At 51.5% G+C, this 25,356-nt stretch carries 27 protein-coding genes; all 27 read left to right on the forward strand.

Going from position 1 to position 25,356, the window contains the following annotated elements:
* The first annotated feature begins 31 nt into the window (after nt 1-31).
* The 27 genes from rsgA (at nt 32) to GPK90_RS06185 (ending at nt 25,356) form a co-directional block, all read left to right on the forward strand.
* Nucleotides 32-910, forward strand: a complete 879-nt coding sequence (gene rsgA / locus GPK90_RS06055) for a ribosome small subunit-dependent GTPase A (protein WP_118298104.1) — start codon at nt 32-34, stop codon at nt 908-910.
* A gap of 4 nt (nt 911-914) precedes the next feature.
* A complete protein-coding gene (gene rpe, locus GPK90_RS06060; protein WP_118298105.1) occupies nt 915-1,580 on the forward strand; it encodes a ribulose-phosphate 3-epimerase in 666 nt (221 codons plus the stop codon).
* A gap of 206 nt (nt 1,581-1,786) precedes the next feature.
* A complete protein-coding gene (locus GPK90_RS06065; protein ID WP_252197354.1) occupies nt 1,787-2,479 on the forward strand; it encodes a thiamine diphosphokinase in 693 nt (230 codons plus the stop codon).
* A gap of 311 nt (nt 2,480-2,790) precedes the next feature.
* The gene (locus tag GPK90_RS06070; RefSeq protein ID WP_118532068.1) at nt 2,791-3,381 is read left to right on the forward strand and encodes an ECF transporter S component; all 591 of its coding nucleotides are present in this window, start codon (nt 2,791-2,793) and stop codon (nt 3,379-3,381) included.
* A gap of 163 nt (nt 3,382-3,544) precedes the next feature.
* The gene (locus tag GPK90_RS06075) at nt 3,545-4,372 is read left to right on the forward strand and encodes a pyridoxamine kinase (protein WP_118321011.1); all 828 of its coding nucleotides are present in this window, start codon (nt 3,545-3,547) and stop codon (nt 4,370-4,372) included.
* A gap of 239 nt (nt 4,373-4,611) precedes the next feature.
* Complete coding sequence (gene serS / locus GPK90_RS06080; RefSeq protein WP_118298108.1) at nt 4,612-5,892, forward strand: serine--tRNA ligase; 1,281 nt, start codon at nt 4,612-4,614, stop codon at nt 5,890-5,892.
* A gap of 222 nt (nt 5,893-6,114) precedes the next feature.
* Nucleotides 6,115-6,927, forward strand: coding sequence for a zinc dependent phospholipase C family protein (locus tag GPK90_RS06085; RefSeq protein ID WP_182426816.1), 813 nt, complete (start codon nt 6,115-6,117; stop codon nt 6,925-6,927).
* Nucleotides 6,928-6,984: 57 nt separating this feature from the next.
* Nucleotides 6,985-7,677 (forward strand): precorrin-2 C(20)-methyltransferase, encoded by a 693-nt coding sequence (cobI, locus tag GPK90_RS06090; protein ID WP_118298110.1) that lies wholly within the window; start codon nt 6,985-6,987, stop codon nt 7,675-7,677.
* 3 nt (nt 7,678-7,680) lie between these two features.
* Nucleotides 7,681-10,104: a uroporphyrinogen-III C-methyltransferase gene (gene cobA / locus GPK90_RS06095; RefSeq protein ID WP_215702512.1), complete on the forward strand. Its 2,424-nt coding sequence runs from the start codon at nt 7,681-7,683 to the stop codon at nt 10,102-10,104.
* 36 nt (nt 10,105-10,140) lie between these two features.
* Nucleotides 10,141-11,493, forward strand: coding sequence for a cobalt-precorrin-5B (C(1))-methyltransferase CbiD (gene cbiD, locus GPK90_RS06100; protein ID WP_215702513.1), 1,353 nt, complete (start codon nt 10,141-10,143; stop codon nt 11,491-11,493).
* 75 nt (nt 11,494-11,568) lie between these two features.
* Complete coding sequence (cobM, locus tag GPK90_RS06105) at nt 11,569-12,339, forward strand: precorrin-4 C(11)-methyltransferase (RefSeq protein ID WP_118532078.1); 771 nt, start codon at nt 11,569-11,571, stop codon at nt 12,337-12,339.
* Entirely contained in the window at nt 12,336-13,076 is a 741-nt protein-coding gene (cobJ, locus tag GPK90_RS06110) for a precorrin-3B C(17)-methyltransferase (protein ID WP_118321017.1), read from the forward strand. The genes cobM and cobJ overlap by 4 nt, the downstream gene beginning before the upstream one ends.
* Nucleotides 13,073-15,319 (forward strand): precorrin-6A reductase, encoded by a 2,247-nt coding sequence (cobK, locus tag GPK90_RS06115; RefSeq protein ID WP_215702514.1) that lies wholly within the window; start codon nt 13,073-13,075, stop codon nt 15,317-15,319. The genes cobJ and cobK overlap by 4 nt, the downstream gene beginning before the upstream one ends.
* Nucleotides 15,306-16,103, forward strand: coding sequence for an HAD-IIA family hydrolase (locus GPK90_RS06120; RefSeq protein WP_118513382.1), 798 nt, complete (start codon nt 15,306-15,308; stop codon nt 16,101-16,103). Before cobK ends, GPK90_RS06120 begins: the two co-directional genes overlap by 14 nt.
* 177 nt (nt 16,104-16,280) lie before the next feature.
* A complete protein-coding gene (locus GPK90_RS06125) occupies nt 16,281-16,586 on the forward strand; it encodes a DUF5684 domain-containing protein (RefSeq protein WP_346011215.1) in 306 nt (101 codons plus the stop codon).
* Between the two features lie 72 nt (nt 16,587-16,658).
* Complete coding sequence (locus tag GPK90_RS06130; protein ID WP_215702516.1) at nt 16,659-16,805, forward strand: hypothetical protein; 147 nt, start codon at nt 16,659-16,661, stop codon at nt 16,803-16,805.
* A 138-nt stretch (nt 16,806-16,943) separates the two neighbouring features.
* A complete protein-coding gene (locus GPK90_RS06135; protein WP_215702517.1) occupies nt 16,944-17,450 on the forward strand; it encodes a hypothetical protein in 507 nt (168 codons plus the stop codon).
* A 103-nt stretch (nt 17,451-17,553) separates the two neighbouring features.
* Nucleotides 17,554-18,219 (forward strand): 3'-5' exonuclease, encoded by a 666-nt coding sequence (locus GPK90_RS06140; RefSeq protein ID WP_142411514.1) that lies wholly within the window; start codon nt 17,554-17,556, stop codon nt 18,217-18,219.
* 200 nt (nt 18,220-18,419) lie between these two features.
* The gene (locus GPK90_RS06145; protein WP_252197355.1) at nt 18,420-18,821 is read left to right on the forward strand and encodes an ATP-binding protein; all 402 of its coding nucleotides are present in this window, start codon (nt 18,420-18,422) and stop codon (nt 18,819-18,821) included.
* Between the two features lie 130 nt (nt 18,822-18,951).
* Nucleotides 18,952-20,529, forward strand: coding sequence for a cobyrinic acid a,c-diamide synthase CobB (locus GPK90_RS06150; RefSeq protein ID WP_215702518.1), 1,578 nt, complete (start codon nt 18,952-18,954; stop codon nt 20,527-20,529).
* A 14-nt stretch (nt 20,530-20,543) separates the two neighbouring features.
* Entirely contained in the window at nt 20,544-21,719 is a 1,176-nt protein-coding gene (locus GPK90_RS06155) for a nicotinate-nucleotide--dimethylbenzimidazole phosphoribosyltransferase (RefSeq protein WP_252197356.1), read from the forward strand.
* Complete coding sequence (locus GPK90_RS06160) at nt 21,716-22,468, forward strand: adenosylcobinamide-GDP ribazoletransferase (RefSeq protein WP_215702519.1); 753 nt, start codon at nt 21,716-21,718, stop codon at nt 22,466-22,468. Before GPK90_RS06155 ends, GPK90_RS06160 begins: the two co-directional genes overlap by 4 nt.
* Complete coding sequence (locus GPK90_RS06165; RefSeq protein ID WP_215702520.1) at nt 22,469-23,101, forward strand: histidine phosphatase family protein; 633 nt, start codon at nt 22,469-22,471, stop codon at nt 23,099-23,101.
* 13 nt (nt 23,102-23,114) lie between these two features.
* Complete coding sequence (locus GPK90_RS06170; RefSeq protein ID WP_118298130.1) at nt 23,115-23,405, forward strand: hypothetical protein; 291 nt, start codon at nt 23,115-23,117, stop codon at nt 23,403-23,405.
* Between the two features lie 92 nt (nt 23,406-23,497).
* A complete protein-coding gene (cbiB, locus tag GPK90_RS06175; protein ID WP_215702521.1) occupies nt 23,498-24,493 on the forward strand; it encodes an adenosylcobinamide-phosphate synthase CbiB in 996 nt (331 codons plus the stop codon).
* Nucleotides 24,494-24,512: 19 nt separating this feature from the next.
* Complete coding sequence (locus tag GPK90_RS06180; RefSeq protein WP_215702522.1) at nt 24,513-24,965, forward strand: DUF4869 domain-containing protein; 453 nt, start codon at nt 24,513-24,515, stop codon at nt 24,963-24,965.
* Nucleotides 24,955-25,356, forward strand: coding sequence for an ATPase (locus tag GPK90_RS06185; protein ID WP_118532791.1), 402 nt, complete (start codon nt 24,955-24,957; stop codon nt 25,354-25,356). Before GPK90_RS06180 ends, GPK90_RS06185 begins: the two co-directional genes overlap by 11 nt.

Raw genomic sequence — 25,356 nt, forward strand, 5'->3', positions numbered from 1 at the left:
CGGGCAGTCAGGATGAGATATGGGAGAGTGTATGACTGGAAAAATCATTAAGGGGATCGCCGGATTTTACTATGTCCATGACGGCGTTTCCAAAGTATATGAATGCAAGGCAAAGGGCGTATTCCGGAACAGGAAGATCAAACCTCTTGTGGGTGACAATGTGGAATTCGATGTACTCTCAGAGGAGGAATGCCTCGGAAACATCGTGGAGATCCTCCCGAGAGAGAATTCCCTGATCCGCCCGGCCGTCGCGAACATTGACCAGGCGATGATCGTGTTCGCGGTCGCTGATCCGGAACCGAACTTAAACCTTCTGGACCGGTTCCTTGTCACGATGGAAGCCCAGGATGTGCCGGTGGTGATCTGTTTTAACAAGACGGACCTCGGAAAAGAGGGAGAGGCTGACCGGCTCGCTGAAATCTACCGGAACGCAGGATATGAAGTTCACTTATCCTGCGCTCTTGAGGGAGATGGGATCGAGGCGATCCACGATCTTCTCCGGGGAAAGACGACAGCTCTTGCCGGTCCATCCGGTGTCGGGAAATCGTCCCTGACGAACCGCATCCAGCCGGAGGCGGAGATGGAGACGGGTGCTGTCAGCGAGAAGATCAGGAGAGGACGCCACACAACGAGACATTCCGAGCTGTTTTTCGTCGAGAAGGAAACCTTCGTGATGGATACGCCCGGATTCAGCTCGATCTTTGTTGACGATATGAAGCCGGAGGAATTAAAAGACTATTTCCCGGAGTTTGAAGCCTATGAGCCGGAATGCCGGTTCCTTGGCTGCGTCCATGTAGGAGAGCGGGAATGCGGTGTCAAGGATGCCGTAAAAGCAGGAAAGATCGCAGGATCCCGGTATGACAATTACCGGTTGATCTATGATGAACTTAAGAATAAAAGGAGATATTAAGATCATGTATATTTTAGCGCCATCGATTCTTTCAGCAGATTTTTCAAAACTTGGAGAGGATGTAAAGACTGTTTCCGACGCCGGAGCGCAGTACATCCATCTCGACGTGATGGACGGAGCGTTTGTTCCGAGCATTTCCTTCGGTATGCCGGTGATCTCTTCCCTCAGAAAGACGACAGACCGTGTGTTTGATGTCCACATGATGGTGGAGGAGCCGGGAAGATATGTAAATGATGTGAGAAAGGCCGGCGCGGACCTCATCTGTGTCCACCAGGAAGCCTGTCTTCACCTTGACCGTACGATCAACCAGATCAAGGAGACCGGCGCGAAAGCGGCTGTCGCATTAAACCCGGCGACACCTGTGGAGACTCTCTCCTGCATCTTAAAAGAGGTCGATATGTTCCTCATCATGTCCGTCAATCCGGGATTCGGCGGACAGAAATTTATCCCGTACACCTTAGAGAAGATCAAAAAGCTCCGCACCATGTTAAATGAGGCCGGTCTTACCACGGATATCGAAGTGGACGGCGGCGTCAATGCGGCAAATGTGAGAGATGTTCTCGACGCCGGTGCAAATGTCATCGTTGCCGGTTCTGCGGTATTTAAGAATGATGCGGCAGCGAATACGCGGGAATTTTTAAAGATCTTTGACGAGTATTCTGCAAAATAGAACCGGCAAAGTCTGCGGTCACTGTGGTATCATACGGAATTCCCGCTTCAAGAATTCCCGGATACGAAGAGTAACGAAATCATTTCATCAGCCATGCGTTTCCTGTATGCCATGAAGATCATGGAACAGGAAACGTCATGGCTGGATTTTTATCTCAGTCAGATAAGATCCCACCTGATCGGATCAAAAGGAGTGTGACAACGAAAATGAGTTCAGATATGAAAGAAGCTGCGGACACTTGCCTGATCGTGTCCGGCGGGCCGACAGACCGGGAGTTTGCGGCAAAATTTGTGAAGGAGAGGAAGTACCCGTATGTGATCGCGGTGGACGCAGGACTGGCTGTCTGTGAGGACCTGGGACTTGTCCCGGATCTCGCGGTGGGGGATTTTGACACCTTTGGTCTGGAGCGGATGGAGGAGCTAAGGAAGAAGGAAGGCTGGGCAACGGATGTCCACAAACCGGAAAAGGATGAGACGGACACAGACCTCGCAGTCCGCTCCGCTCTCCGCGCCGGTTTCCGCACAGCCCATGTGCTCGGCGCTACGGGCGGAAGACTGGACCACGAGCTCTCCAACATTCACCTGATGAGAGCTGCGAAAGACGCCGGACTTTTTATGGAAATCTATGATGCAAAGAACCGGATCTTTCTCCTGACGCCGGACGATGAAGAACATTCCGTCTTTCGAAAGACAGACCTCTACGGAAAATACGTCTCCTTTCTGCCGCTCACGGAGAAAGTTCTCGGGATCACGCTGGATGGATTTAAGTATCCGCTCCATAATAAGGATATCTCGATCCTGGAAAACCCGAGTCTCTGCGTCAGCAACGAGGTCCCCGGGGAGTCTGCAAAGATCTCATTCCGTGAGGGGATCCTGATCTGTGTGGAATCCGGAGACTAAGATGCGGGATCAGGAAAACGCTGCAGAATGAAAAAGATGAAAGACTGAGCGCAGGACACAGGCAGAAGGCGGGACCGGAAGAGTGGAATAAGAATCTACTGGACTGCATAAAAAAACCAAAACTGGACATTTTGCACAATCCACATGCGTGTTACTATGGATGACAAGACAGAAGAGACAGCTCCTGCATGACCTGTCGGAATGGCTTCGGAAGCTCATATTCACGAAGAGCGATTCCTGATGCCGGACGGCATACATCTGAAGAGAACTGCCGGATGGACTGTCAGTAACACACGAGGGGAGACTTAATTATGAAAGAAAAGAATGACCAGTTAATGAAAATCGCGCAGGCGGGCCTGATGGCGGCGCTCTGCTATATCGGATATGCGGTGTTCCCGGCGATCTCAGCCAGCGGAAGCAAGATCCACATCGGAAATGCGTTCGTCGTCCTTTCCGCGTACCTCCTCGGAGGTGTCTACGGAGGTCTTTCCGGAGCGGTCGGCTTATCGATCGCTGATATTGTCGGCGGTTACGCGGCATCTGCACCGAGAACCTTTATCACAAAGCTTGTGATCGGCCTGATCGTCGGCTTCGTAGCTCATAAGATCGCGAAGCTTTCCGATGAACATGACCATGCGTATGTGATCCGCTGGTCCGCGATCGCTGCAGTCTGCGGTCTCGGCTTCAACTGCTTCTTCGAGCCGGCGTTAAAGTATGTATGGTACACCTTATTATTCCCGAATGCTGACAAAGCCGCATCCGCGATCAAGGCGCTCCTTGCGATCACAACGTACACGACGATCATCAATGCAGTGATCAATTCCGTGATCGCCGTGATCCTCTACGCAGCGCTCCGCCCGGCTTTAAGAAAAGCGGGGTTGATTGCTGCAGAGAGAGTGTAAAAGATCAGGATTCAGGGAAAATAACTGAAAGATATGAATCAAACTATTTTCCGCAGAATTTCTATTTGTCTATGTGCTGATGCCCGTGTGAATAGGAATCCCGGGAACGGCAGTGTATAAACGAGGGGGATTGCGGAAACACAGAAAGACTGGAAGAAAAATTATGCAGAAAAAAATTGCTGTGATCAATGATCTTTCCGGGTATGGCCGCTGTTCATTAACAGTGGCTATTCCTGTTTTATCGGTCATGGGCCATCAGTGCTGTCCGGTACCGACAGCGATTCTCTCGAACCACACGGAATTTCCGGTGTATTTCTTCGATGATTACACGGAAAAAATGACAGCCTACACTGACAAGTGGAAGGAACTCGGTCTCTCCTTCGATGCGGTGGCGACAGGATTTCTCGGCTCGGAGGCACAGATCGAGATCGTCATGGACATGATCCGGAAACTGGAGTCGGAGGAGACGTTTGTCGTCGTCGATCCTGTCATGGGAGACCATGGACATGCCTATGAGACCTACACGCCGGAGATGTGCGAGCAGATGAAGGAACTCGTCTGCATGGCGGATATCGTCCTCCCGAACGTGACGGAGTGCTGCATCCTCACGGATACCCCCTACAAAAAGGAAAACTGGACGCGGCGGGAGCTTTTAAATATGGCGATGATGCTTCGGCTCATGGGTGCGAAGTCAGTGGTCATCACGGGAGTCCGCGAAGGCAGCTATTACACGAACGTGGTCCTGGAACGCGGGCAGATGGAAGCAAAATTTATCAGGACAAGATCTTCCGGCGGCGAGCGCCCGGGAACCGGAGATGTTTTCTCCTCCGTTGTGGCGGGTGCGCTCCTAAATGGAAAGTCCCTTCCCGAGGCAGTCGCTCAGGCAGCAGGTTTCGTGAAAGAGTGCATCAAAGTCTCCGATGAGGAGCAGATCCCGCACGCGAACGGCGTCTGCTTTGAGAAGATTCTGGGGAAACTGATAAAAAAGTAAGAGAAATCCCCTTCCTTTTCTCGAAGAAATATGATATATTTTTACCAAAGCGTGTTTTACGTAGAAAAGCTGTCAGATATCGGAGAACGTGTATCAGGAAAACTCCGGGTCCACGGACGGCACCGGATCTGATAAAGCCGGAAGAGAGAAAATTTACGCGGCGTTTCCGCAGATCGACCGGAAATGAGCAGGCCTGATCCTGAAATGTTGGAATTGCTGCAAAAATAAGGAGAAAAGCGATGTTAGATTTAAGATTTGTAAGAGAAAATCCGGAAGTCGTAAAGCAGAACATCCGGAATAAATTCCAGGATGCGAAACTTCCGTTAGTAGACGAAGTGATCGAGCTGGACGAGGAGAACAGAAAAGTAAAGAAAGAGGCTGATGATCTCCGCGCAAACAGAAACAAGATCTCCAAACAGATCGGTGCGTTAATGGGACAGGGAAAGAGAGAAGAAGCAGAAGAGGTAAAGAAACAGGTTACCGCAGCTTCCGATCACCTTGCTGAACTTGAGGAGAAAGAAAAAGACCTCGAGGAGCGCATCAAAAAGATCATGATGACGATCCCGAACATCATCGATCCGTCCGTTCCGATCGGTAAAGATGACAGCGAGAACGTGGAAGTACAGAAATTCGGTGATCCGGTCGTTCCGGATTTCGAGATCCCGTACCACACAGAGATCATGGAGAGATTCAACGGAATCGACCTTGACTCTGCAAGAAGAGTTGCCGGAAACGGTTTCTACTACTTAATGGGCGATATCGCAAGACTTCATTCTGCAGTGATCGCATATGCAAGAGATTTCATGATCGACCGTGGATTCACATACTGCGTACCGCCGTTCATGATCCGCAGCGATGTTGTTACCGGCGTTATGAGCTTCGCAGAGATGGACGCTATGATGTACAAGATCGAGGGCGAGGACCTCTACCTCATCGGTACAAGTGAGCACTCCATGATCGGTAAATTCATCGACCAGATCATCCCGGAGGAGGAACTTCCGAAGACCTTAACAAGCTATTCTCCGTGCTTCCGTAAAGAGAAAGGCGCACACGGCATCGAGGAGCGCGGTGTATATCGTATCCACCAGTTCGAGAAACAGGAGATGATCGTTGTCTGCAAGCCAGAAGAATCCAAGATGTGGTTCGACAAGTTATGGCAGAACACCGTAGACCTGTTCCGTTCCATGGACATCCCGGTTCGTACCTTAGAGTGCTGCTCCGGTGACCTCGCTGACCTGAAGGTAAAATCTGTCGATGTTGAGGCATGGTCCCCGAGACAGAAGAAGTACTTCGAGGTAGGAAGCTGCTCCAACCTTGGCGACGCTCAAGCAAGACGTTTAAGAATCCGTGTAAACGGAGCGGACGGAAAGAAATATTTCGCCCACACCTTAAACAACACGGTTGTAGCTCCGCCGAGAATGCTGATCGCTTTCCTGGAGAACAACTTACAGGCAGATGGTTCCGTAAGAATTCCGGAAGTTTTAAGACCGTATATGGGCGGCAAGTCCGAAATCAAATAAATAAGGAATTTCATAAAGCTGTGGCGAGTCATTTTGTCACAGCTTTTTTCCGTTTTGTAACTGTTCAATACCCTCACGATTGCGGGCAGACATCCATTCCAAACCGGCTTCGCCGATGGGATTTTTGCCTTCAAACCTATGTTATATTACGGTCAGCGCAGCAAGTGCGCAGATCTACGGAACAGTTACTCTGTTTTTTATATTACAAAGGAGATGAGTTTCATGCCGGCAGCATTTGCACATGATCTTTACGGGAGAAAAGTATATATGGAGGCAGATCCGGTCATCAAGCGGATCATAAAGAAAGAGCGGTACTGCTTTCTTCTTGGCGCGCATGGACCGGATGTCCTGTTTTTTTACAAAGCGCTCGGAAAGAACAAGGTGAACCAGAAAGGCGTGAGAATGCACGGGGAACCGGCTGCAAAGCTTTTTGAGCGGGGAAAGATGCTGGTCCATGAAGCGGAGACGCGGGACGAGCGGGATGAGATGATCGCATACCTCATGGGCGTTGCCTGCCATTTCTGTCTGGATAACCGGGTCCATGCCTATGTGAACGCGGAGGAGAAACGGACCGGGATCACCCACGCGGAGATCGAGACGGAGCTGGAGAGACGGCTTCTGGAGCGCGAACACATGCGGCCGCTCCACTCAAACCTCACCTGCCATTTAAAGATTACTGCCCAGACTGTCCGCGCCTCCTCAAGACTTTTCGATGAGGACCCGATCAAGGTCGCAAAGGCCATTATGAGCTTTAGGACCATGAACCGGCTGTTCATCAACTCCAGCGAATGGACGAAGCGGTTCTGCTGCTTCCTGCTTCGCTTTACGGGCTGCTACGGGGTGATCCACGGCATGTTCATGAGAAAACAGCCGACACCGGGATGTGAGTCGATCACAGACCATCTGGAGAGCGAATTCCATGAGGCAGTCCCGGTCGGGGCGGAGCTTCTCAGCGACCTGTTTACATACCTGAGAGGAAAGGGACCGATGCCGGAACTGTTTTACGGAAACTTTAACGGGGAGACACCGGCGTAATTTTTGCAGACACAATGCGGAAAGAAACAAAAACTTGGAGAATAAAGGAGAACCATCATGCGGGGAAAGATCTATGGAATCGGAGTGGGACCGGGTGACCCGGAGCTTATGACATTGAAGGCGGTCCGCCTGATCCGAGAAGCAGATGTGATCGCGATCCCGGGAAAAGACCGGGAGTCCTGCACCGCATATCAGATCGCCAGCGGGGCAGTTCCGGAGATCAAAGATAAGGAGATCATCCCTGTGGTGTTTCCGATGACAAAAAATGAGACTGTGTTAAGGGAGAGCCATGAGGCGGCGGTTCAGAGCCTTACGGCGCTTATGGACCAGGGAAAGACCATCGCGTTTCTGACGCTGGGGGACGTGACGATCTATTCGACCTACGGCTATGTCCATCAGAAACTTTTGAGTCTCGGATATGAGTCGATCCTGGTAAACGGGGTCCCGTCCTTCTGCGCGGCGGCGGCAAAACTCGGGATTTCCCTCGGGGAAAAGGCGGAGGCGATCCACATTCTGCCGGGATCCTATCCGGTCGCAGACGGACTGGAGCTCCCGGGAACAAAGATCTTAATGAAGTCAGGAAAAAAGATCGGGGACGTGAAGCGGGAACTCATGGAAAGAGAGCTTCCGGCCTGGATGGTGGAAAACTGCGGAATGGACGGCGAACGGCTTTTTGAGAGCGCTTCGGAGATTGCGGAGGACGCGGGATATTATTCCCTTATTATCGCGAAGGACAGGGAGGAACAGTAGCGCATGGAGACAAAAAAATGGCGGACGATCCGGATCGGAACGCGCAAGAGCAGACTGGCGCTCGTTCAGACAAAGATGGTTGCGGAGGCGATCCAGGCAGTATGTCCGGAGGTCGTGTGCGAGCTGGTGCCGCTGATGACAAAAGGCGATAAGATCTTAAAGACATCCCTCGTGGCGTTCGGCGGAAAAGGCGCGTTTGTCGAGGAGTTTGAGCAGGGACTGTTAAACGGGGAGATCGACCTTGCGGTCCACAGCGCGAAGGACATGCCGATGGATCTGAGCGACGGGCTCTGCATTGGGGCAGTTTTAAAACGGGAAGATCCGAGAGACGTCTTTGTAACGGTAAAAGGCCGGACTTCGGAGCGGATGCCGCGGATCATCGGAACGGGAAGCCCGAGACGCCAGGTTCAGATCATGGAGCGCGGGGACGTGGAGTGCAGACTTCTTCGCGGAAATGTCGATACACGGCTGGAAAAACTATATGCGGGAGAGTATGACGGGATCATTCTTGCTGCTGCTGGTCTCTCCCGCCTCGGACTTCTGGATGATCCGAGATTTTCATTTGAATTCCTGGAACCGGAAATCTTTATCCCGGCGGGCGGGCAGGGGATCATCGCTGTTGAGGCAAAAAAAGGCAGCGAGGTTTTAAAGATCCTGGAAAAACTGAATGACAGAGAGGCGGAGCGCGCCCTGTTTGCGGAGCGGAAGGTCCTGCGTCTTCTTGGGGCAGGCTGTACCGCGGCAGTTGGTGTGTACGCGAAGGAAGAGAATGGAAGCTTCCGGATGGATCTGATGAGGGAAACAAAGAACGGAGTAACCCGCACTCAGGTTTCAGGAGCAGCGGAGGATTCCATGAGACTCGCGGAGCTTCTTGTCAGACAGGGAACCGATGGGGATGTGCCGGCAGGAAAGGCATTTCTCGTCGGAGCAGGTCCGGGAAATGGCGGTCTGCTCACTGTAAAGGGGCAGCAGATCTTAAAAGCGGCGGAAGTTCTCGTATATGACCGGCTTGGCTCCGAGGAATTATTGTCTTTAGTGCCGGAATCCTGCGAGCGGATCTATGTCGGGAAAGAGGCGGGTCACCACATCAAAAAACAGTCGGAGATCAACCGGATCCTTGTGGAGAAAGCACTGGAGGGGAAACGTGTAGTCCGCTTAAAAGGTGGAGATCCCTTCGTCTTTGGGCGAGGCGGCGAGGAGATCCAGGCACTCACGGAGGCAGGAATCTCCTATGAGGTCGTCCCGGGCGTCACATCCGCGATCGGAGCACTGGAAGCGGCCGGGATCCCGGTCACACACCGGAATATCGCAAGAGATTTCCATGTCTTTACAGGACATATCTCCCATGAGGACGGCGAAGGACTCCACGGGGATTACAGCCTGTATGCGAAACTCCCGGGAACCCTGATCTTTCTGATGGGATTATCCAACCTTGAGGAGATCGTGAAACGTCTCATGGACGGCGGAAAAGACGGGGAGACGCCCGCTGCCGTTGTGACGGACGGAACACTTTCGAGAATGCGTGTAGTGAGGGCATCCTTGAAAGACCTACCGGAAGCCGTGAGAAAATCGGGACTCACACCGCCGGGGATCATCGCGGTCGGTGAGGTCTGCGCATTCCACTTTACATCCATGGTCCCGGGCGCGCTCACCGGAATTACAGTCGGAGTCACCGGAACGGAAGCCGTCGGAGGACGGATCATGGACCGGCTGGCAGTCGAAGGGGCGAAGACGATCCGCGCCGGGGAGTCGGTCGTAGTGAGAGAACCGATGGATCGCCTGGATCAGGCATTCACGGATCTTGCACAGTACAGCTGGGTGATCTTCACAAGCCGGAATGCGGTGAAGATCTTCTTCGAGCGGATGCATGAAAAGCATGTGGATCTCAGAAAACTCGGCTCCTTAAAGTTTGCCGCTGTCGGGCGCGGGACCGGGGAGTATCTCGCAAATATCGGGATCACGCCGGACTTTATCCCGAAAGAATACACGACGAAGGCGCTGGCAGACGGACTTGCGGCGCATCTGAAAGAAGCAGGAGAAATTTCCGGGATTTCCGAGAGTGGAAAACTTCTGATCCCACGGGCAAAACAGGGATCAAAGATCCTCACGGATCGGCTGGAAGAACAGGGATATCTGTTTGATGACATCCCGATCTATGATGTGCGGGCGGAGCAGACAGATCTTTCGCGGCTGAAACATGCCGACTACATCACATTTGAAAGTGGTTCCGGCGTCCGCGGATTTTTCGCAGGACGGGAGAAAGATGCGGCAGCTCTGTTTGGGACGGCGCGCCCGGTCTGCATCGGAAAAGTGACAGCGGCGGTCCTCGCGGAGTATGGAGTGACAAATGCCCTGACAGCCTCCGATTACACTGCGGACGGGATCCTGGAGGTGCTGCTGGCGGACCGGAATGAGATCGCGAGATAACAAAAGTTGCGGGGCCTGCAGGGGCAGAGGAAAACAATGGAGACGTTTGTATATAAGGACCATAAAAAGTTAAGATGCGGCTACACAACGGGAACCTGCGCGGCGATTGCGGCCCAGGGGGCAGTGCGTTTCCTTCTCACTGGTTCCTGGAGAGAAACAGAGGAACTCATGACCCCGAAAGGCATCCCGGTTCGCGTGGCGCTGGAGGAGAAAACTTCCGGGGATGGCTGGGCGGAGTGCGCAGTCCGGAAGGACGCCGGGGATGACTATGATGTGACGAACGGGATCCTCGTGTACGCGCGGGCGGAATTTCCGGATGCAGAGACGGGAGCTGCAGACCATGCAGTCGGCAGTTTCCTTCCGCAGATCGTGATCGACGGCGGCATCGGGATCGGCCGTGTCACAAAGCCGGGACTCGACCAGCCGGTCGGCGCTGCGGCGATCAACTCGGTGCCGAGAAAGATGATCCGGGACGCCGTGGATGCACTTCTCGAAGAGGCCGGGGAACTCCGGTCTGTTCTCGTTACGATCAAGATCCCGGCTGGTGTGGAAGCTGCGAAAAAGACCTTCAATCCGGTCCTCGGGATCGAGGGCGGGATCTCGGTGCTCGGAACCAGCGGGATCGTGGAGCCGATGAGCGAGGAAGCACTCGTGGAGACGATCCGGACGCATCTGAATGTTTTAAAGGCGGAAGGGCGCCGCTGGGTCATTGCTGTACCGGGAAATATGGGAGCGGGATTTCTGCAAACATATTTAAAAAGCTGTCCGGGAAAATACAAATCCAAGGATGAGGCTTCAGGAATCTGCGATCAAACGGAACCGTTGGATCGTCAGTCCTCGGACTGTTCCGATCGAAACTCTTCGGTGAATTCTTCCGAACAGGATGAGCAGAAAAAAAGTCTGGAAAAATCACTCGTTACGATGAGCAACTTCGTCGGAAAGACGATCGACATCGCTGCAGAACTCGGCTTTTCCGGGATCGTGATCGCCGGTCATATGGGAAAACTCGTGAAGATCGGAAACGGGATCATGAACACACATTCAAGGGAAGCCGACGGGCGGATGGACACGCTCTTATCCTGCGCGCTTTCCGCGGGCACCGAAGATCTGGAGCTATTAAGAAAGATCCAGGGATCCAACACGACGGACGAAGCGATGGACCACTTAAAACAGGCAGGCATCCTGGAAGATACGATCCGCGTATTTCTAAAACGTGCCGCCTGGCACCTCGCCCACAGATCCCGGGACGAGCTGAAGACGGGAATGATCGTCTTCGGAACAAAAGGGGAGTACCTTGGTGAGACGGATGATGCGGCAGAGATCCTGAAAGAGGCACTGTCGGAGCTGAAAATGCAGTCGTTATGCGAAGAGGAAGATCATCTTAGGTAAGCCCGGTGTGTGGACATGTGATGACAGGGCATGAAGAATGTTAAATATCGATAAAAAATCGGGAGGAAGATGTGCATGATACATTTTGTTGGAGCCGGAAGCGGGGCGCCGGATCTGATCACGGTCCGGGGACAGAGATTCCTTCGGGAAGCGGATGTCGTGATCTATGCGGGATCCCTTGTGAATCCGGAACTGTTGAAAGAGACGAAGCCGGGCTGTGAGATCTTAAACAGCGCCTATATGACGCTCGACGAGGTGATCGATGCCATGGAGAAAGCGGAAGAAGCCGGAAAGGTGACCGTGCGTCTCCACACCGGAGACCCGGCGATCTACGGCGCGATCCGGGAGCAGATGGACCGGCTGGATGAGAAAAAGATCGCCTACGATGTATGCCCGGGCGTCAGCTCCTTCTGCGGCGCTGCATCGAGTCTCCATGCGGAACTCACGCTGCCTGGCGTGTCCCAGTCCGTGATCATCACACGGATGGCAGGGCGGACGGATGTCCCGGAAAAAGAAAATTTCCGTTCCCTGGCAGCCCACCATGCGACGATGGCGGTCTTTCTCAGCACGGGTCTGCTCGCGCAGATGGAAAAAGAGCTGGCGGAAGCCGGATATGAGCCGGATACCCCTGCGGCGATCATCTACAAGGCGACATGGCCGGATGAGAAGATCGTCCGCTGCACCGTCTCCACGCTGGCACGGTCTGCAGAGGAAAACGGGATCCGGAAGACGGCGATGATCTTCATCGGTGATGTATTCGGGACAAGAGATCACAATGGTTATGAGGAGTCGAGACTTTATGCGCCGGACTTCTCCACAGAATTCAGAAAGGGGACGGACCAATGAAAAAACTGACTGTCGTCGGCATGGGCCCCGGAGAATATGAATCCATGACGCTCCGTGCCGTAAAGGCGCTTAACACCTGCGATGTGATCGTGGGATACACGGTCTATGTGGAGCTTGCGAAGCCGTACTTTCCCGATAAGGAATTCTTGACGACCCCGATGAAGCGGGAGATCGAGCGCTGCGAGATGGCATTTGCGGAGGCGGAAAAAGGACGATCCGTCGCGATGATCTGCAGCGGGGATGCCGGAGTTTACGGAATGGCGGGACCGATCCTGGAGCTGGCAGAAAAATATCCGGATGTGGAACTGGAAGTAATCCCAGGGATCACGGCGGCGCTCTCCGGCGGAGCAGTCCTCGGCGCTCCGCTCATGCATGATTTCGCAGTGATCAGCCTGAGCGATCTTTTAACCCCGTGGGAGACGATCGAAACCCGTCTCGATGCCGCGGCAAAGGCGGATTTTTCCATCTGCCTCTACAACCCGTCGAGCAAAAAACGCGCCGACTATTTAAAACGTGCGTGTGAGATCTTCCTGAGGTATAAATCTCCGGAAACGGTCTGCGGGATCGTGAAAAACATCGGACGGGACGGGGAAATGAAGAAAGTCATGACACTCGCGGAATTAAAAGACTACGAGGCGGACATGTTCACGACTGTGTTTATCGGAAACAGCCGGACCGAAAAGTCTGTTCTTGGCGGACAGGACTGGATGGTCACACCGAGAGGATACCGGATATGAAAATAGAGGAAGAAAAAAAGATCGCGATCTTTGCGGGGACCACGGAAGGACGGCTTCTCGCGGAGAGACTGGCCGGGAGCAATGTCCGGGCGGATGTTTTCGTCGCGACAGAGTACGGAAAAGAGGAGATCCCGGAGGCACCGAATCTCCATGTCCATGACGGGCGCATCGATGAGAACGGGATGGAGGATCTGTTCCGGGAAAAAGGGTACGATCTGATCCTGGACGCGACGCACCCGTTCGCGAAAGCCGTTACGGCAAATATCCGCGAGGCGGCGAAGAAGACAGATACGGCGTTTTTGCGGATCCTGCGGGACGGAGGCAGGAGCGGAATTCGGGTCCAGACGCTGGAGGAAATCCAGGAAATGGCGGCTGACCGGAAAAATGAGCCGGTATTTGTCGATTCGGTCCGCACGGCAGTCGAATTTTTGAAAATGACTGAAGGACCGGTCTTTGTCACGACCGGGAGTAAGGAATTATCTGCGTTTCTGGAGCTCCCGGACTGGGAGACGAGAGTCTACGCGCGCGTCCTCTCGATGCCGGATGTTGTAAAGACATGTGCGGACATGGGATTCTACGGCATCCATCTGATCGCGATGCAGGGACCGTTTTCGGAAGAGCTGAATGTCGCGATGATGAGATCCGTCCATGCGAAATGGATGGTGACGAAGGAATCAGGGAAAGCCGGCGGCTTCGGGGAGAAAGTCAGCGCAGCGAAGAAAGCCGGAGTCGGACTCGTCGTGATCGGGCGTCCGGCGGAGGATGGGATCTCGCTGGAAGATGGAATCAAATATCTGGAGAAAAATTTTTCACTCGCAGCTTCCGATGGGCATGAAAAAGACGATGCGGACGACAGACCGGAACAGGTAGGAGAAAGCTGCCAAACAGGTTCAGATCTGATAAACACAGATCATATCGCTCCGGAGAAAGCAGATCGGAACCAGCCCGCTCCTGCACAGGAAGACTCCGTCGGATCAGCGGTCGGAGAAAACATAAAAAACGAAAAAATTCGCCAGGTTTTCCTCATCGGAACCGGCCCGGGAGATTCATCCTGGCTTACAGGCGAGGCAAAGAAACGTCTTGAGGCGTGCGACCTGATCGTCGGCGCATCCCGCTGTGTTAGACAGCTTGCCGATTTCCACAAGTCGGTCTACGAGGCATATCAGCCGGAAAAGATCGCAGATTATCTGGACAGCCATCCGGAAGCAGGGATCATCTGTGGAGCCATGTCAGGCGATACCGGATTCTACAGTGCGGCGGAGAAGCTCTCCACAGTCCTGGAGAAGCGCGGATCGTATGAAGTCACGATCATTCCGGGGATTTCATCGGTCGGATACTTTTTCGCAAAGATCCGGCGCCCGTGGGATCATGTAACACTCTTCAGCATGCATGGTCAGGAGACAAATTTTGCGTCCGAACTGAAACGCACCGGACGCGCATTCGTCCTTGGAGGCGGAACCGATTTCTACGGGAAGATCTGCGGACAGCTGGAAGAACTCGGAATGCAGGAGACAAAGCTCTTTATCGGTGAGAATCTCTCTCTGGACGGGGAGCAGGTCCTCTCCGGATCCCTGGAGACATTCAGGGAGCGGAAGGCTCCGCCGCTGGCGGTCCTCTATGCGGAATGGAACGGTCCGCTCCGGCCGTTGTCACATGGTCTCTCGGATGAGGAATTTCTTCGCGGCAAAGTCCCGATGACAAAGATGGAAGTCCGCGCGGTTTCCGTATCGAAGCTGGAGCTGACGGAACATTCCGTTCTCTACGATGTCGGGGCCGGAACGGGATCGATCTCCGTGGAGTGCGCGGGACTTTCCGACTCGGTAAAAGTCTTTGCGATCGAGAAGAACCCGGAAGCAGTGGAACTTCTGGAGCAGAATTTCCGGAAATTTGCACTCACAAATGCAAAAATCATCGCAGGAAATGCCCCGGAGGCATTGAATGACCTTCCTGCTCCGACGCACGTCTTCATCGGCGGGAGCAGCGGAAAGATGGAGGAAGTCATTGCGCTCTGTCTCAAGAAGAATCCTAAGACAAGATTTGTCGTAAACCTCATCACACCGGAATCTCTTGCAGCTGTCCTTGCGGCGGTGAAGACACTTCCGGTAACGGAACCGGAGCTCGTGACCCTGACAGCAGCCAGATCAAAAAAAGCCGGAAACAGCCACCTGATGATGGGACTGAATCCGGTGTGGATCGTGAGCTTTGAAGGGAAGAAACAGGGAGAAGAACATGACGAAATATGAGATTTTGAAGGAGACGGAATTATTTGTCCTGGATATGGATGGGACTTTTTATCTGGACAATGATGTGATCGACGGAGCACTGGATTTTCTGGATGAAGTGAAAAAAGCCGGAAAACGATTTGTGTTTTTTACAAACAATTCATCCAAATCACCGGGAACCTATATTGATAAACTGGCAAAAATGGGATGCAATATTGGCAGAGAACAGATCATCACATCCGGCGATGTGATGATCCAGTATCTGAAAGAGTATTATCCAGGAAAAGAAGTCTATCTTGTCGGGACGCCGGATCTCGAAGATAATTTCCGCGAAAATGGGATCCGGCTGACGAAAGAGATGCCGGACGTGGTGGTGATCGGCTTTGATATGACACTGACGTATGAAAAGCTGGAACGCGCCTGCACATATATCCGGAACGGTGCTGTTTTTCTTGCAACCCATTTGGACATCAACTGCCCGACAAAAGACGGTTTTATTCCGGACTGCGGTGCCATATGTGCGGCGATCTCCCTGTCGACAGGGAAAGAACCGAAGTATGTCGGAAAACCATTTAAAGAGACAGTGGACATGGTCCTGGAACTGACCGGAGCGAAGCGCGAGGAAGTCTCCTTCGTCGGAGATCGTATCTATACAGATGTAAAGACCGGAGTGGCAAACGGCGCACATGGGATCCTGGTCCTGACCGGAGAGACAAAGCCGGAAGACATTCCGAAGTCTGACGTTGTTCCGGATGCTGTTTTCACAGGATTAAAAGAGATGGGAGAACTGCTCGGAGAAAAATGAACAGTGTCCATTTTGTACCCATCCATATGATACACTAAAAATAACCAATCCGCATAAATGCCGGAGACCGGAAACCGACCCGGCTTTCAGATAAGGCGGACATATGCGAAATCGGTCAGCAAAAGAAGAAAAGTGGATGACACATGGAAACAGATATGACAATGCTGGAAATCCCTGATCCCGTTCTACAATGTTTATACGGAGTATAAGCTGATGTGGAAACCGCAGCTCGCGTGGACTTACATCGGACTGGGAGTTTTCGCAGATATCTTTCTCGAAAACACAGGGACAAGCGCCCTGATGTTCCTCGGTGGTCTGATTTGCACGATTGCTTACCTTGTAATTGATTTCAAGGAAAAACAGCATGTTTCCAAAGCATTTGGACACGGTTTCGGCTTTGGCGTAGGACTTTTCTTCCTCCAGCCGATCTTCTCAATGATCCTCGGATTCGGAAGCGACCAGTACCAGGGAAATCAGTCATAAAAACAGAATATAAAAGATGGGAAGCAGGGGCACTTGGCGGCTCCTGCTTTTTTTGATGCAGAGGAAATAGCGATGAAATTTTTATCCAGGAGGACCTGTCCAAAAAATGTGAGGACAGACAGATATAATAAAATCATACTTCAGATGGAGAGTGAAAATAAGGAGTGGGGCAGGAGCAGAGAAATGAGAACGAAAATTCAGGACACGTGGGATATTTAAAGGACAGGTGAAATGATATAATAAAAATGTCAAACAGGAAAGATGCAGGCAGAATACTTAAACCGAAGAAAAAAACACATGGAACAGGTTGCGGCATCATCCACAGGAATATCCGGAATTAGGAAAAGGGGGATCTATATGAGAAATATGACATTTGGAGGATTTTTAGCAGGCTTATGTACGATCATCGGACTTCTCTGTTTTATCGGAGCAGTCAGCGACGCAGCAGAACCGAAATGTATCGTGACCGGGTGCAGCAACAAGCGGGCACCGGAGAGCAGTTACTGTTATCTCCACAAACCGTACCGAAGATCTTATACAAGTTCTTACCCGTCGGGGAGTTCGGGCAGCAGTTCGTCCTCGTCCTACGGAAAGTCATCGGGAAGCAGCTCATCCGGATCATCCAGCTATAAAAGCAGCAGTACTTCCGGCAGCAGCTCTGCAGCATCCAGAAGCTCTTCTTCCTACAGCAAGCCGAAAAGTTCTTATGGAACCAGCAGCTACAGAAAAAGTACAGCGGATTCCTACGACGACGGATACGATGACGTCTATATGGACGGGGATTACGACGATGACCGTTATGCCAGGGACAGCGACTACGCGGATGGCGTCGATGATGCGCTGGACGAGCTGGGGGATGATTAGAAAAACAGCGGAGAAGATTGCAAACCATGTCTGGCGCTATGAAATTACTGATGGTATATAGAAACAAATGGAATGAAAATACAGAGTACAGGAGGAAACGTTTATGAAACATATTGTAATCGACCTGGAGATGAACAAGATCGCGCGCAGCTCAGAAGCGAGAAAAATCTGCAAAAGCGAGATCATAGAGATCGGAGCCGTTATGCTGGATGAAAACCTGCAGGAGATCGGGAACTTCCGTACATATGTAAAACCGGAATACAACGATAAGATCGCGGCGGAGATCCGGAATCTGACCGGGATCACAGACGCGATGGTAGCGAATGCACCGGTATTCAGGGAAGCATTCCGGATGTTCACAAACTGGTGCCTGGGAACCGGAGATGAGGTCACGATCTATGCCTGGAGTGACTCTGACTACAACCAGGTCGTAAAAGAGATCCTCTTAAAAGAATACGAGCTTTCCGACGAAGAACACGGCCTGATCGACACCGAGTGGACCGATTTCCAGAATGAATTCGATGCGCACATCGGATTCGAAAGACGGATCTCCCTGGAACTCGCCCTCGACATGGCCGGAATCGATTTCTCCGGCAGACAGCACGACGCCCTCGACGACGCCAGAAACACCGCCGACCTCCTCCACGTCTTCCGCGACCGTGATCTCTTCGAGAAAACTCTCCGCAAAGTCAAAGAAGCGATGGACCCGACGCCGCTGGGGAATACGCTGGGGAGTATGATTGATTTCTCGGGGTTTGTGGTGGGGTGATGCAGGTTAAAGCCAAACACTTGCAGAAATAGATTCCGAACACGGAATCAAATCTACATAAAGTGAAAATAAATTCTGAAATGGGAATATAATCCAGCTTTTCAACTTCAGAACTTCAGAACGAAAGTGTCATTAACTTGCCATTTAGATGTAAGAATGGTAAAATCGAGAATAACAGAAAAATACAGCAACGTAACATTTTGAACATCGAGGAAATTCTTGTAGGTGAATCTAAAAATGTTGAGTTTAAGGCACAGCGTCCAAAAGACAGCGCAAAATACTTGATTGAGGCGTGGGGCAGCGGTATTCCGAAATTGATGGAAGCAATGCAGGAATACGGATTACGCGAGCCGGAGTTTCGCGATATGGAGATTGGATTTCGCATTAATCTCTATCGTAATATGGAAGAGACAAGAATTGGAATCGACCAAGATGTTCAGAAAGTCGACCAAGATATTCAAAAGCTTACCGACGATGCTGTGAAAATTTCCGTGTATACGGAATACAACCTGACAGACAAGAGCAAAGCGGTTCTGGCATTGATTAAAGAACAGCCTGATATTACAGAGAGAGATTGCAGCTCAATTGGGGTGGAAAATTAATCGTGTAAAATATCAGATTGATAAAATGAAAAGCCAGAATATTATTCAGCGCATTGGAACCAGTCAAAAAGGATATTGGAAAATTTTGATTGAGAATAGCTCTTTTTAGACTAGAGAGGCAAGATCTGGAATGATGAATATGTTAAAAAATGGATTATCAGAAGAGAGCACTCCAACTTCCATCCGTCTCCCCCGCATCATGATCGCCGCCGAAAAGAGCGGCGGCGGGAAGACATTTTTCACCTGTGTGCTTCTTTCACTCCTAAAGGAGCGGATTGAGGCGGTGCGCGCCTTTAAGTGTGGCCCCGATTATATCGACCCGATGTTTCACCGGACGGTGCTGGAGATTCCATCGCGAAATCTGGACAGCTTTTTTGTGGGGGCGGATACACTGCGGTATCTGCTGGGACGGGAAGTTCTGGAGAATAAGGGGCTTCCGGCGAGCCGGATCGCGGTCCTTGAGGGTGTGATGGGATTTTATGATGGTCTCGGCGGTGTTTCGGAGCGCGCCAGCGCATGGGAAGTGGCGGATCTTACGGATACACCGGTGATCCTGATCGTTGACATGAAGGGACGGAGTCTTTCGGCACTTGCCTCGATCAAGGGCTTTATGGAGTATCAGGAGAGGAGCCATGTTGCAGGCGTGATCTTTAACCGGCTGTCTTCGATGATATATCCGGGACTTAAGAAAAAGGCAGAGCAGGAGCTGGGGATCCGCGTGTTCGGATATATTCCGGAACTCAGGGATCTGACTCTGGAATCACGCCATCTGGGGCTTGTCATGCCGGAGGAGATCCCGGGGCTCAGGGAAAAGCTGGAGCTTGTAAAGGAGAAGATCCGGGCGGGGATCGATCTGGATGGGATACTGGAAGCAGCGGAGGAAGCTCCGGAACTTCTAATTAAGATTCCGGAAATCATAAAAAAACAGGAAGGAAAAACAATATCAGGAGCAGCAGCTGTCCATACTGCGTGTCATGCGGTTTTTGATGGAAGCAGAGCAATTTTTCAGGGAAAAAGAGAATTGGAAGCGCCTGTAGAAGATAATAAAAACTCCTGCATCCCCGTGATCGCAGTTGCAAGAGACGAGGCGTTCTGTTTTTACTATGAGGACAACCTGGATCTTTTAAAAAAACTTGGAGCCAGGATCCAATATTTTTCCCCGATCCGGGATCAGGAGATCCCGCCGGAGACATCTGCGCTGTATCTTGGTGGCGGATATCCGGAGCTTCATGTGAAGGCACTTTCAGAGAATAAAATGATGCTTTCTTCGATTCGGGAGGCGATCAGGAATGGGATTCCCTGTATCGCAGAGTGCGGCGGGTATCTCTATTTGAAGGAGTCGATCGAAGATCCGGCTGGAAAGCGCTGGGAAATGGCCGGTGTTCTTCCGGGAAACAGCCAGGATACAGGGAAACTTGGAAGATTCGGCTACATTACCGTGACAGCGAAAAAGGACGGACTTCTCGGACCGGAGGGAACTCAGTTTCGCGCCCATGAATTCCACCACTGGGATTCACCGGAAAATGGAACTGATTTTCAGGCGAAGAAACCGGTCGGGACCCGCGGCTGGGAGTGCGGATACACAACAGAAAGCTTCTATGCCGGTTTCCCACATCTGTATTTTTACAGCAATCCGGAGATCGCGGAGCATTTTGTAAAGCAGGCACAAAGCTGGAGAGAAGCCATTTGGGAAATCCAAAAAGAATGACATAAGGAAAGATAATGAGTGACAACACGATGACAACAGAGACAATCGAAGAAAAATTTCAAAGCTATCTGAAACAGATCGTCCCAGCCGACCGCCATGCGATGGAACTCGCAAAAAAGCGATGGGATTCCGTTGCAAAGCCGATCGGCAGTCTCGGGATCCTGGAGGACGATATTATAAGGATTGCCGGGATCAGGCGGAGTGCGTCCGGGATCACGCTTGATAAGTCCGCACTTGCAGTCATGTGCGCGGATCATGGCGTCGTTTCGGAAGGCGTGACCCAGACCGGGAAGGAAGTGACCCGGATCGTGGCGGAGAATTTCACGCGGGGGGAGACTTCAACTTCCAAAATGTGCCGGATTGCCGGAACAGATCTTTATCCGGTGGACATGGGGATGGACTGTGAAGTGATCGGAGTAAAACAGCCGGATCCGCACCGGATCATGGACCGAAAGATTGCGAGAGGTTCCGGAAATATCGTGAGAGAACCTGCGATGAGCAGAGGGGACTGCCTGCAGGCGCTTGTTTCCGGGATCGAACTTGCGTTTACGTTCCGGGATATGGGATATGAGCTTCTCGCTGCAGGTGAGATGGGAATCGGAAATACGACGCCTGCTGCCGCGATGAGCGCAGTGCTCACGGGACTTTCCCCGGAGGAAGCGACCGGACGGGGAGCCGGACTTTCGGATGCCGGGCTGGAAAAGAAAAAAAGGGCGGTTTCGATGGCGGTCGGCCGCTTTTATGAAACATATCCGCAGTACCGGGGCGGAACGAAGGAAGATTATGAGAATGGGGCGCTCTCGGCTGTGACAGTCCTTTCGGAGCTTGGCGGTTTTGACCTTGCGGGAATGACCGGGCTCTTTTTAGGCGGGGCGGCGGCCGGACTTCCGGTCCTCATGGACGGGTTCCTCTCGACTGTATCGGCACTTCTCGCGGTCCTGATCCGCCGGGAGGCGAAAGATTATCTCTTTGCCTCGCACATTTCCAGGGAACCGGCCGGAAAAGCGGTTCTTGAAATGCTTGGACTTCCGGCGCCGCTCCATCTCGGGATGCATCTCGGCGAGGGAAGCGGGGCTGTGGCGATGATCCCGCTCTTAAAGATGGGGGCGAGTGTTTACGAAGAGATGAGCACATTTTCCGACATTTCCGTCGAGCAGTACGTGGATTATGAGAAGGAGGTCCGGACATGAGAGCGGCGATCATAGCGTTTTCGATGTATTCCAGGATCCCGATGCCGATGTTTGAGTGGAAGGAAGAGGACATGAAATACGCCATGTGCTTTTTTCCCGCGATCGGGGCAGTGATCGGAGCGGTGTTTTTTGGAATGTATCTGCTACTTGACAGGATCCTGACGGGAAAGATCCTGGCAGCGGGGATCCTCCTCGCAGTGCCGCTTTTTATCACGGGCGGGATCCACATGGACGGATTTATGGACACCTGCGATGCAAGAGCGTCATATGGCGACCGGGAGAAGAAGCTGGGAATCTTAAAGGACACGCACACAGGAGCGTTTGCGGTGATCTTCGGAGGACTGTATCTGATCCTCTACGCGGCGGCGTGCACGGAACTTGATGAGGGAAGTGCGCTCCTCACAGCGATCGGGTTTATTCTTTCCAGGGCGCTCAGCGGTCTTTCCACCGCAACATTTCCGGAGGCGCGAAAACATGGGATGCTGGCAGATTTTATGAAGGATGCGAGAAAGAAGACCGTGGCAGTCTGCATGCTCGTGATCTTTTTCATGACGGCATTTCTGGAACTGCTCTTTGGCGGTATCTGCGGCGGTGTTGTTGTAATTACAACGGTTTTGATCTTCCTTTGGTATCGCCACATGGCAGTACAGGAATTCGGTGGTGTGACCGGAGATCTTGCCGGTTTCTTCCTGCAGATCTGTGAGCTTGGGATCCTGCTCGCGGCGGTGATCGGAAAGGCGGTGTTTTAAGTGAAACTTTTACTGATCCGGCATGGGGCAACGCCGGGGAACCTGGAGAAACGATATGTGGGCAGGACGGATGAGAGTCTGACGCAGGAATCCCTCGAAACGCTTGGCAAAGAGGCAAAAAAAATCCGGAAACTTGCCGGAAAACCTGCGGCGATCATCACAAGCCCGATGAAACGCTGCCTTGAGACTGCGGAAACACTATTTCCGGAACATGATTATCCGCAGGTCCCGAGGGTTCGGGTCGAAGATCTTTCCGAGTGTGATTTTGGAAAGTTTGAATATAAAAACTATCTGGAACTCTCAGGGGACATGGAATATCAGCATTTTATTGACACGATGGGAGCTGAGGGATTCCCGGGCGGGGAGAGCACGGAAACGTTTAAAGCGCGGACTGTGAAGGCGTTCCGGGAGATCCTTGCGAGATTCTTCCGGGAGACAGAGGATCCGGACAAAACACTCGTCTTCGTCGTCCACGGGGGAACGATCATGGCCGTCATGGAGGCGCTTGCAAAAGAACGGAAGAGTTACTATGACTGGCAGGTCGGGAACGGCGAGGGGATCTTTGGGGAGATCGAAACGCCGGATGGACGGATCGGTCAGGTGCGGTTTCTTCGGAACAATCCAATATCATAGGGGGTGTAAAATCATGATTCTTTTATTATCGGTATGCAGCATCGGATTTCTGATCTACGGTGCACTTGTTGTCAGTGGGATCTATACGCCGATCAGCTCGAAAATTCTGGTTGAGGACGAGGAACGGGCGAAATGGTGCCATACGGAGGGCGTCACAAAGATGCTCTGGGGGCTGGATCTTGCGTTTTTGGTAATGTATCTTTGCCGTGTTTTTCCGGCATTTTTATGGCTTGGACTGTTTCTTGTGCTGACGATCGTGATCATCATCATGGCTTATAAGAATAATGGAAAGTATTTAAAATGACGCAGAAAAATCAGACCAGTTCACTATATGAGGAATGCCGGTTTTGCGGTATGATAGACAACGAACGGAACAAACATTAAAGGAAGATTTTTATGACAGACAGACTCGAATTACTTGCAGTGGTCGCACTCGGATTTCTGCTCGATCAGGTCCTCGGGGATCCGCACTGGTTATATCATCCGGTGCGGCTCATCGGGGCTTATATTTCATTTCTGGAGAAAGGGATCCGGAAGCTTTTTGGAGAGGGAGAGAGTGCGCTCTTAGCTGGCGGTGTGGTACTTGTTATTCTCGTGACCGGGACAACGGCGGTCGTATCCGGCGGGATCTTATACACCTGCGGCAGGATCTCCCCGTGGCTCCGGTTTTTGGCATCTGTGATCCTGTGTTATCAGCTTTTTGCGGTAAAATCCCTGAAGGATGAGAGCATGAAGGTGTACCGGGAATTGAAAAAGGACGACCTTGAAGCGGCGCGGTATGCGGTGTCGATGATCGTTGGGCGGGATACTAAAGTGCTCGATATGACTGGTGTCACGAAGGCGGCGGTGGAGACAGTCGCGGAAAATACGTCAGACGGTGTTGCGGCACCGCTCTTTTACATGGCGATCGGCGGACCGGTCCTCGGCTGGGTATACAAGGCAGTCAATACGATGGATTCAATGGTCGGGTATAAGAATGACAAATATCTGTACCTTGGACGGGCGGCTGCGAAACTGGACGATGTCTTGAATTTTATTCCATCGAGACTCTGCGCCTGGATCATGATCTTTGCGGCGTATCTGCCGTCCAAAGGGCACGAATTTGACGGAAAAAATGCGAAAAAGATCTTCCTGCGGGACCGTTTCAACCATGCGAGCCCGAATTCCGCGCAGACAGAGTCGGTCTGTGCCGGAGCGCTACGGGTGCGCCTTGCCGGGGACGCGTGGTACTTTGGAAAACTCGTAAAGAAGAAATATATCGGAGATGATCTGCGGCCGGTGGAACCGGAGGATATCCGCCGGGCAAACAGACTTCTTTACCGGACGTCGTGGATCCTGATGGGGATCTGTGCGGTGTGGGAAGCAGCTATGGAGATTTTATCGAAATTATAAGTAAGGAGCTAGGATTGACATGATCGATATTTATACAGAAAAAAAAGAATCTTCCAATTGGATTCTGAAAAATGATCTCTATTTTAATTTAAACACAAGCAATGAAGAAATGACAGAACAGGATAAAAATCTGATTTTTCAAGCGGATGATGCAATCCTGACACTTGATAAGCACATAGAAACAAAGTATGGACTGGGAACAATCCGAAACTTATCTTCTGGGTGTAAAACCTTGCTGAATATTGTAAAACATCCAGAAAAAGTGGTATGTGTTGAAGAGTGTGGTCCCAATGTTTTGAAGATGATATTTCAGCTGGATCACATAAAGATTTATATGTCACGTCCAAGTTTTGTTGAAATTCCGGACAATGCAGAAATTCGTTTTAATGAGAAAGATGTGGTGACAGGAAATGCTGGATATCAGACCTGGTGGACCAGAGAGTATGAAAGGAGAGAGAAAAATGATCTATAAAAATATTACTTTTCAGGCAGCTCCTTTTTCCTATGATCTGTCTTTTGACGATCGCATTACTCTTGTCGGAGGCGACAGCGGAACCGGAAAAACAGTCCTTTATGAAATGCTTGAGGACTTGAGACAAACTGACGCATATCATGCTATAAAATTATTTAATTATCGGTCGGAAAATATCCAGGAGGATCTTGAAACGTGCAGAAATAATTTTATTGTGATCGATAATGCTGATATTCTGATCAATGACGAGATCCGAAGATTTATTAACTTTGAGTTTTCAAATCAATATATGCTTTTCTTAAGGAACTGCGATGGCCTGAATGTTTCGGATAAGAGCTTTAAGGTATTGGAACTGGCAGATAATAAGATAACTCTAGAAGAGGAAGTTTGA

The sequence above is a fragment of the Clostridium sp. MCC344 genome (genome assembly GCF_018785365.1).
Classification (GTDB): Bacteria; Bacillota; Clostridia; order Lachnospirales; family Lachnospiraceae; genus Pilosibacter.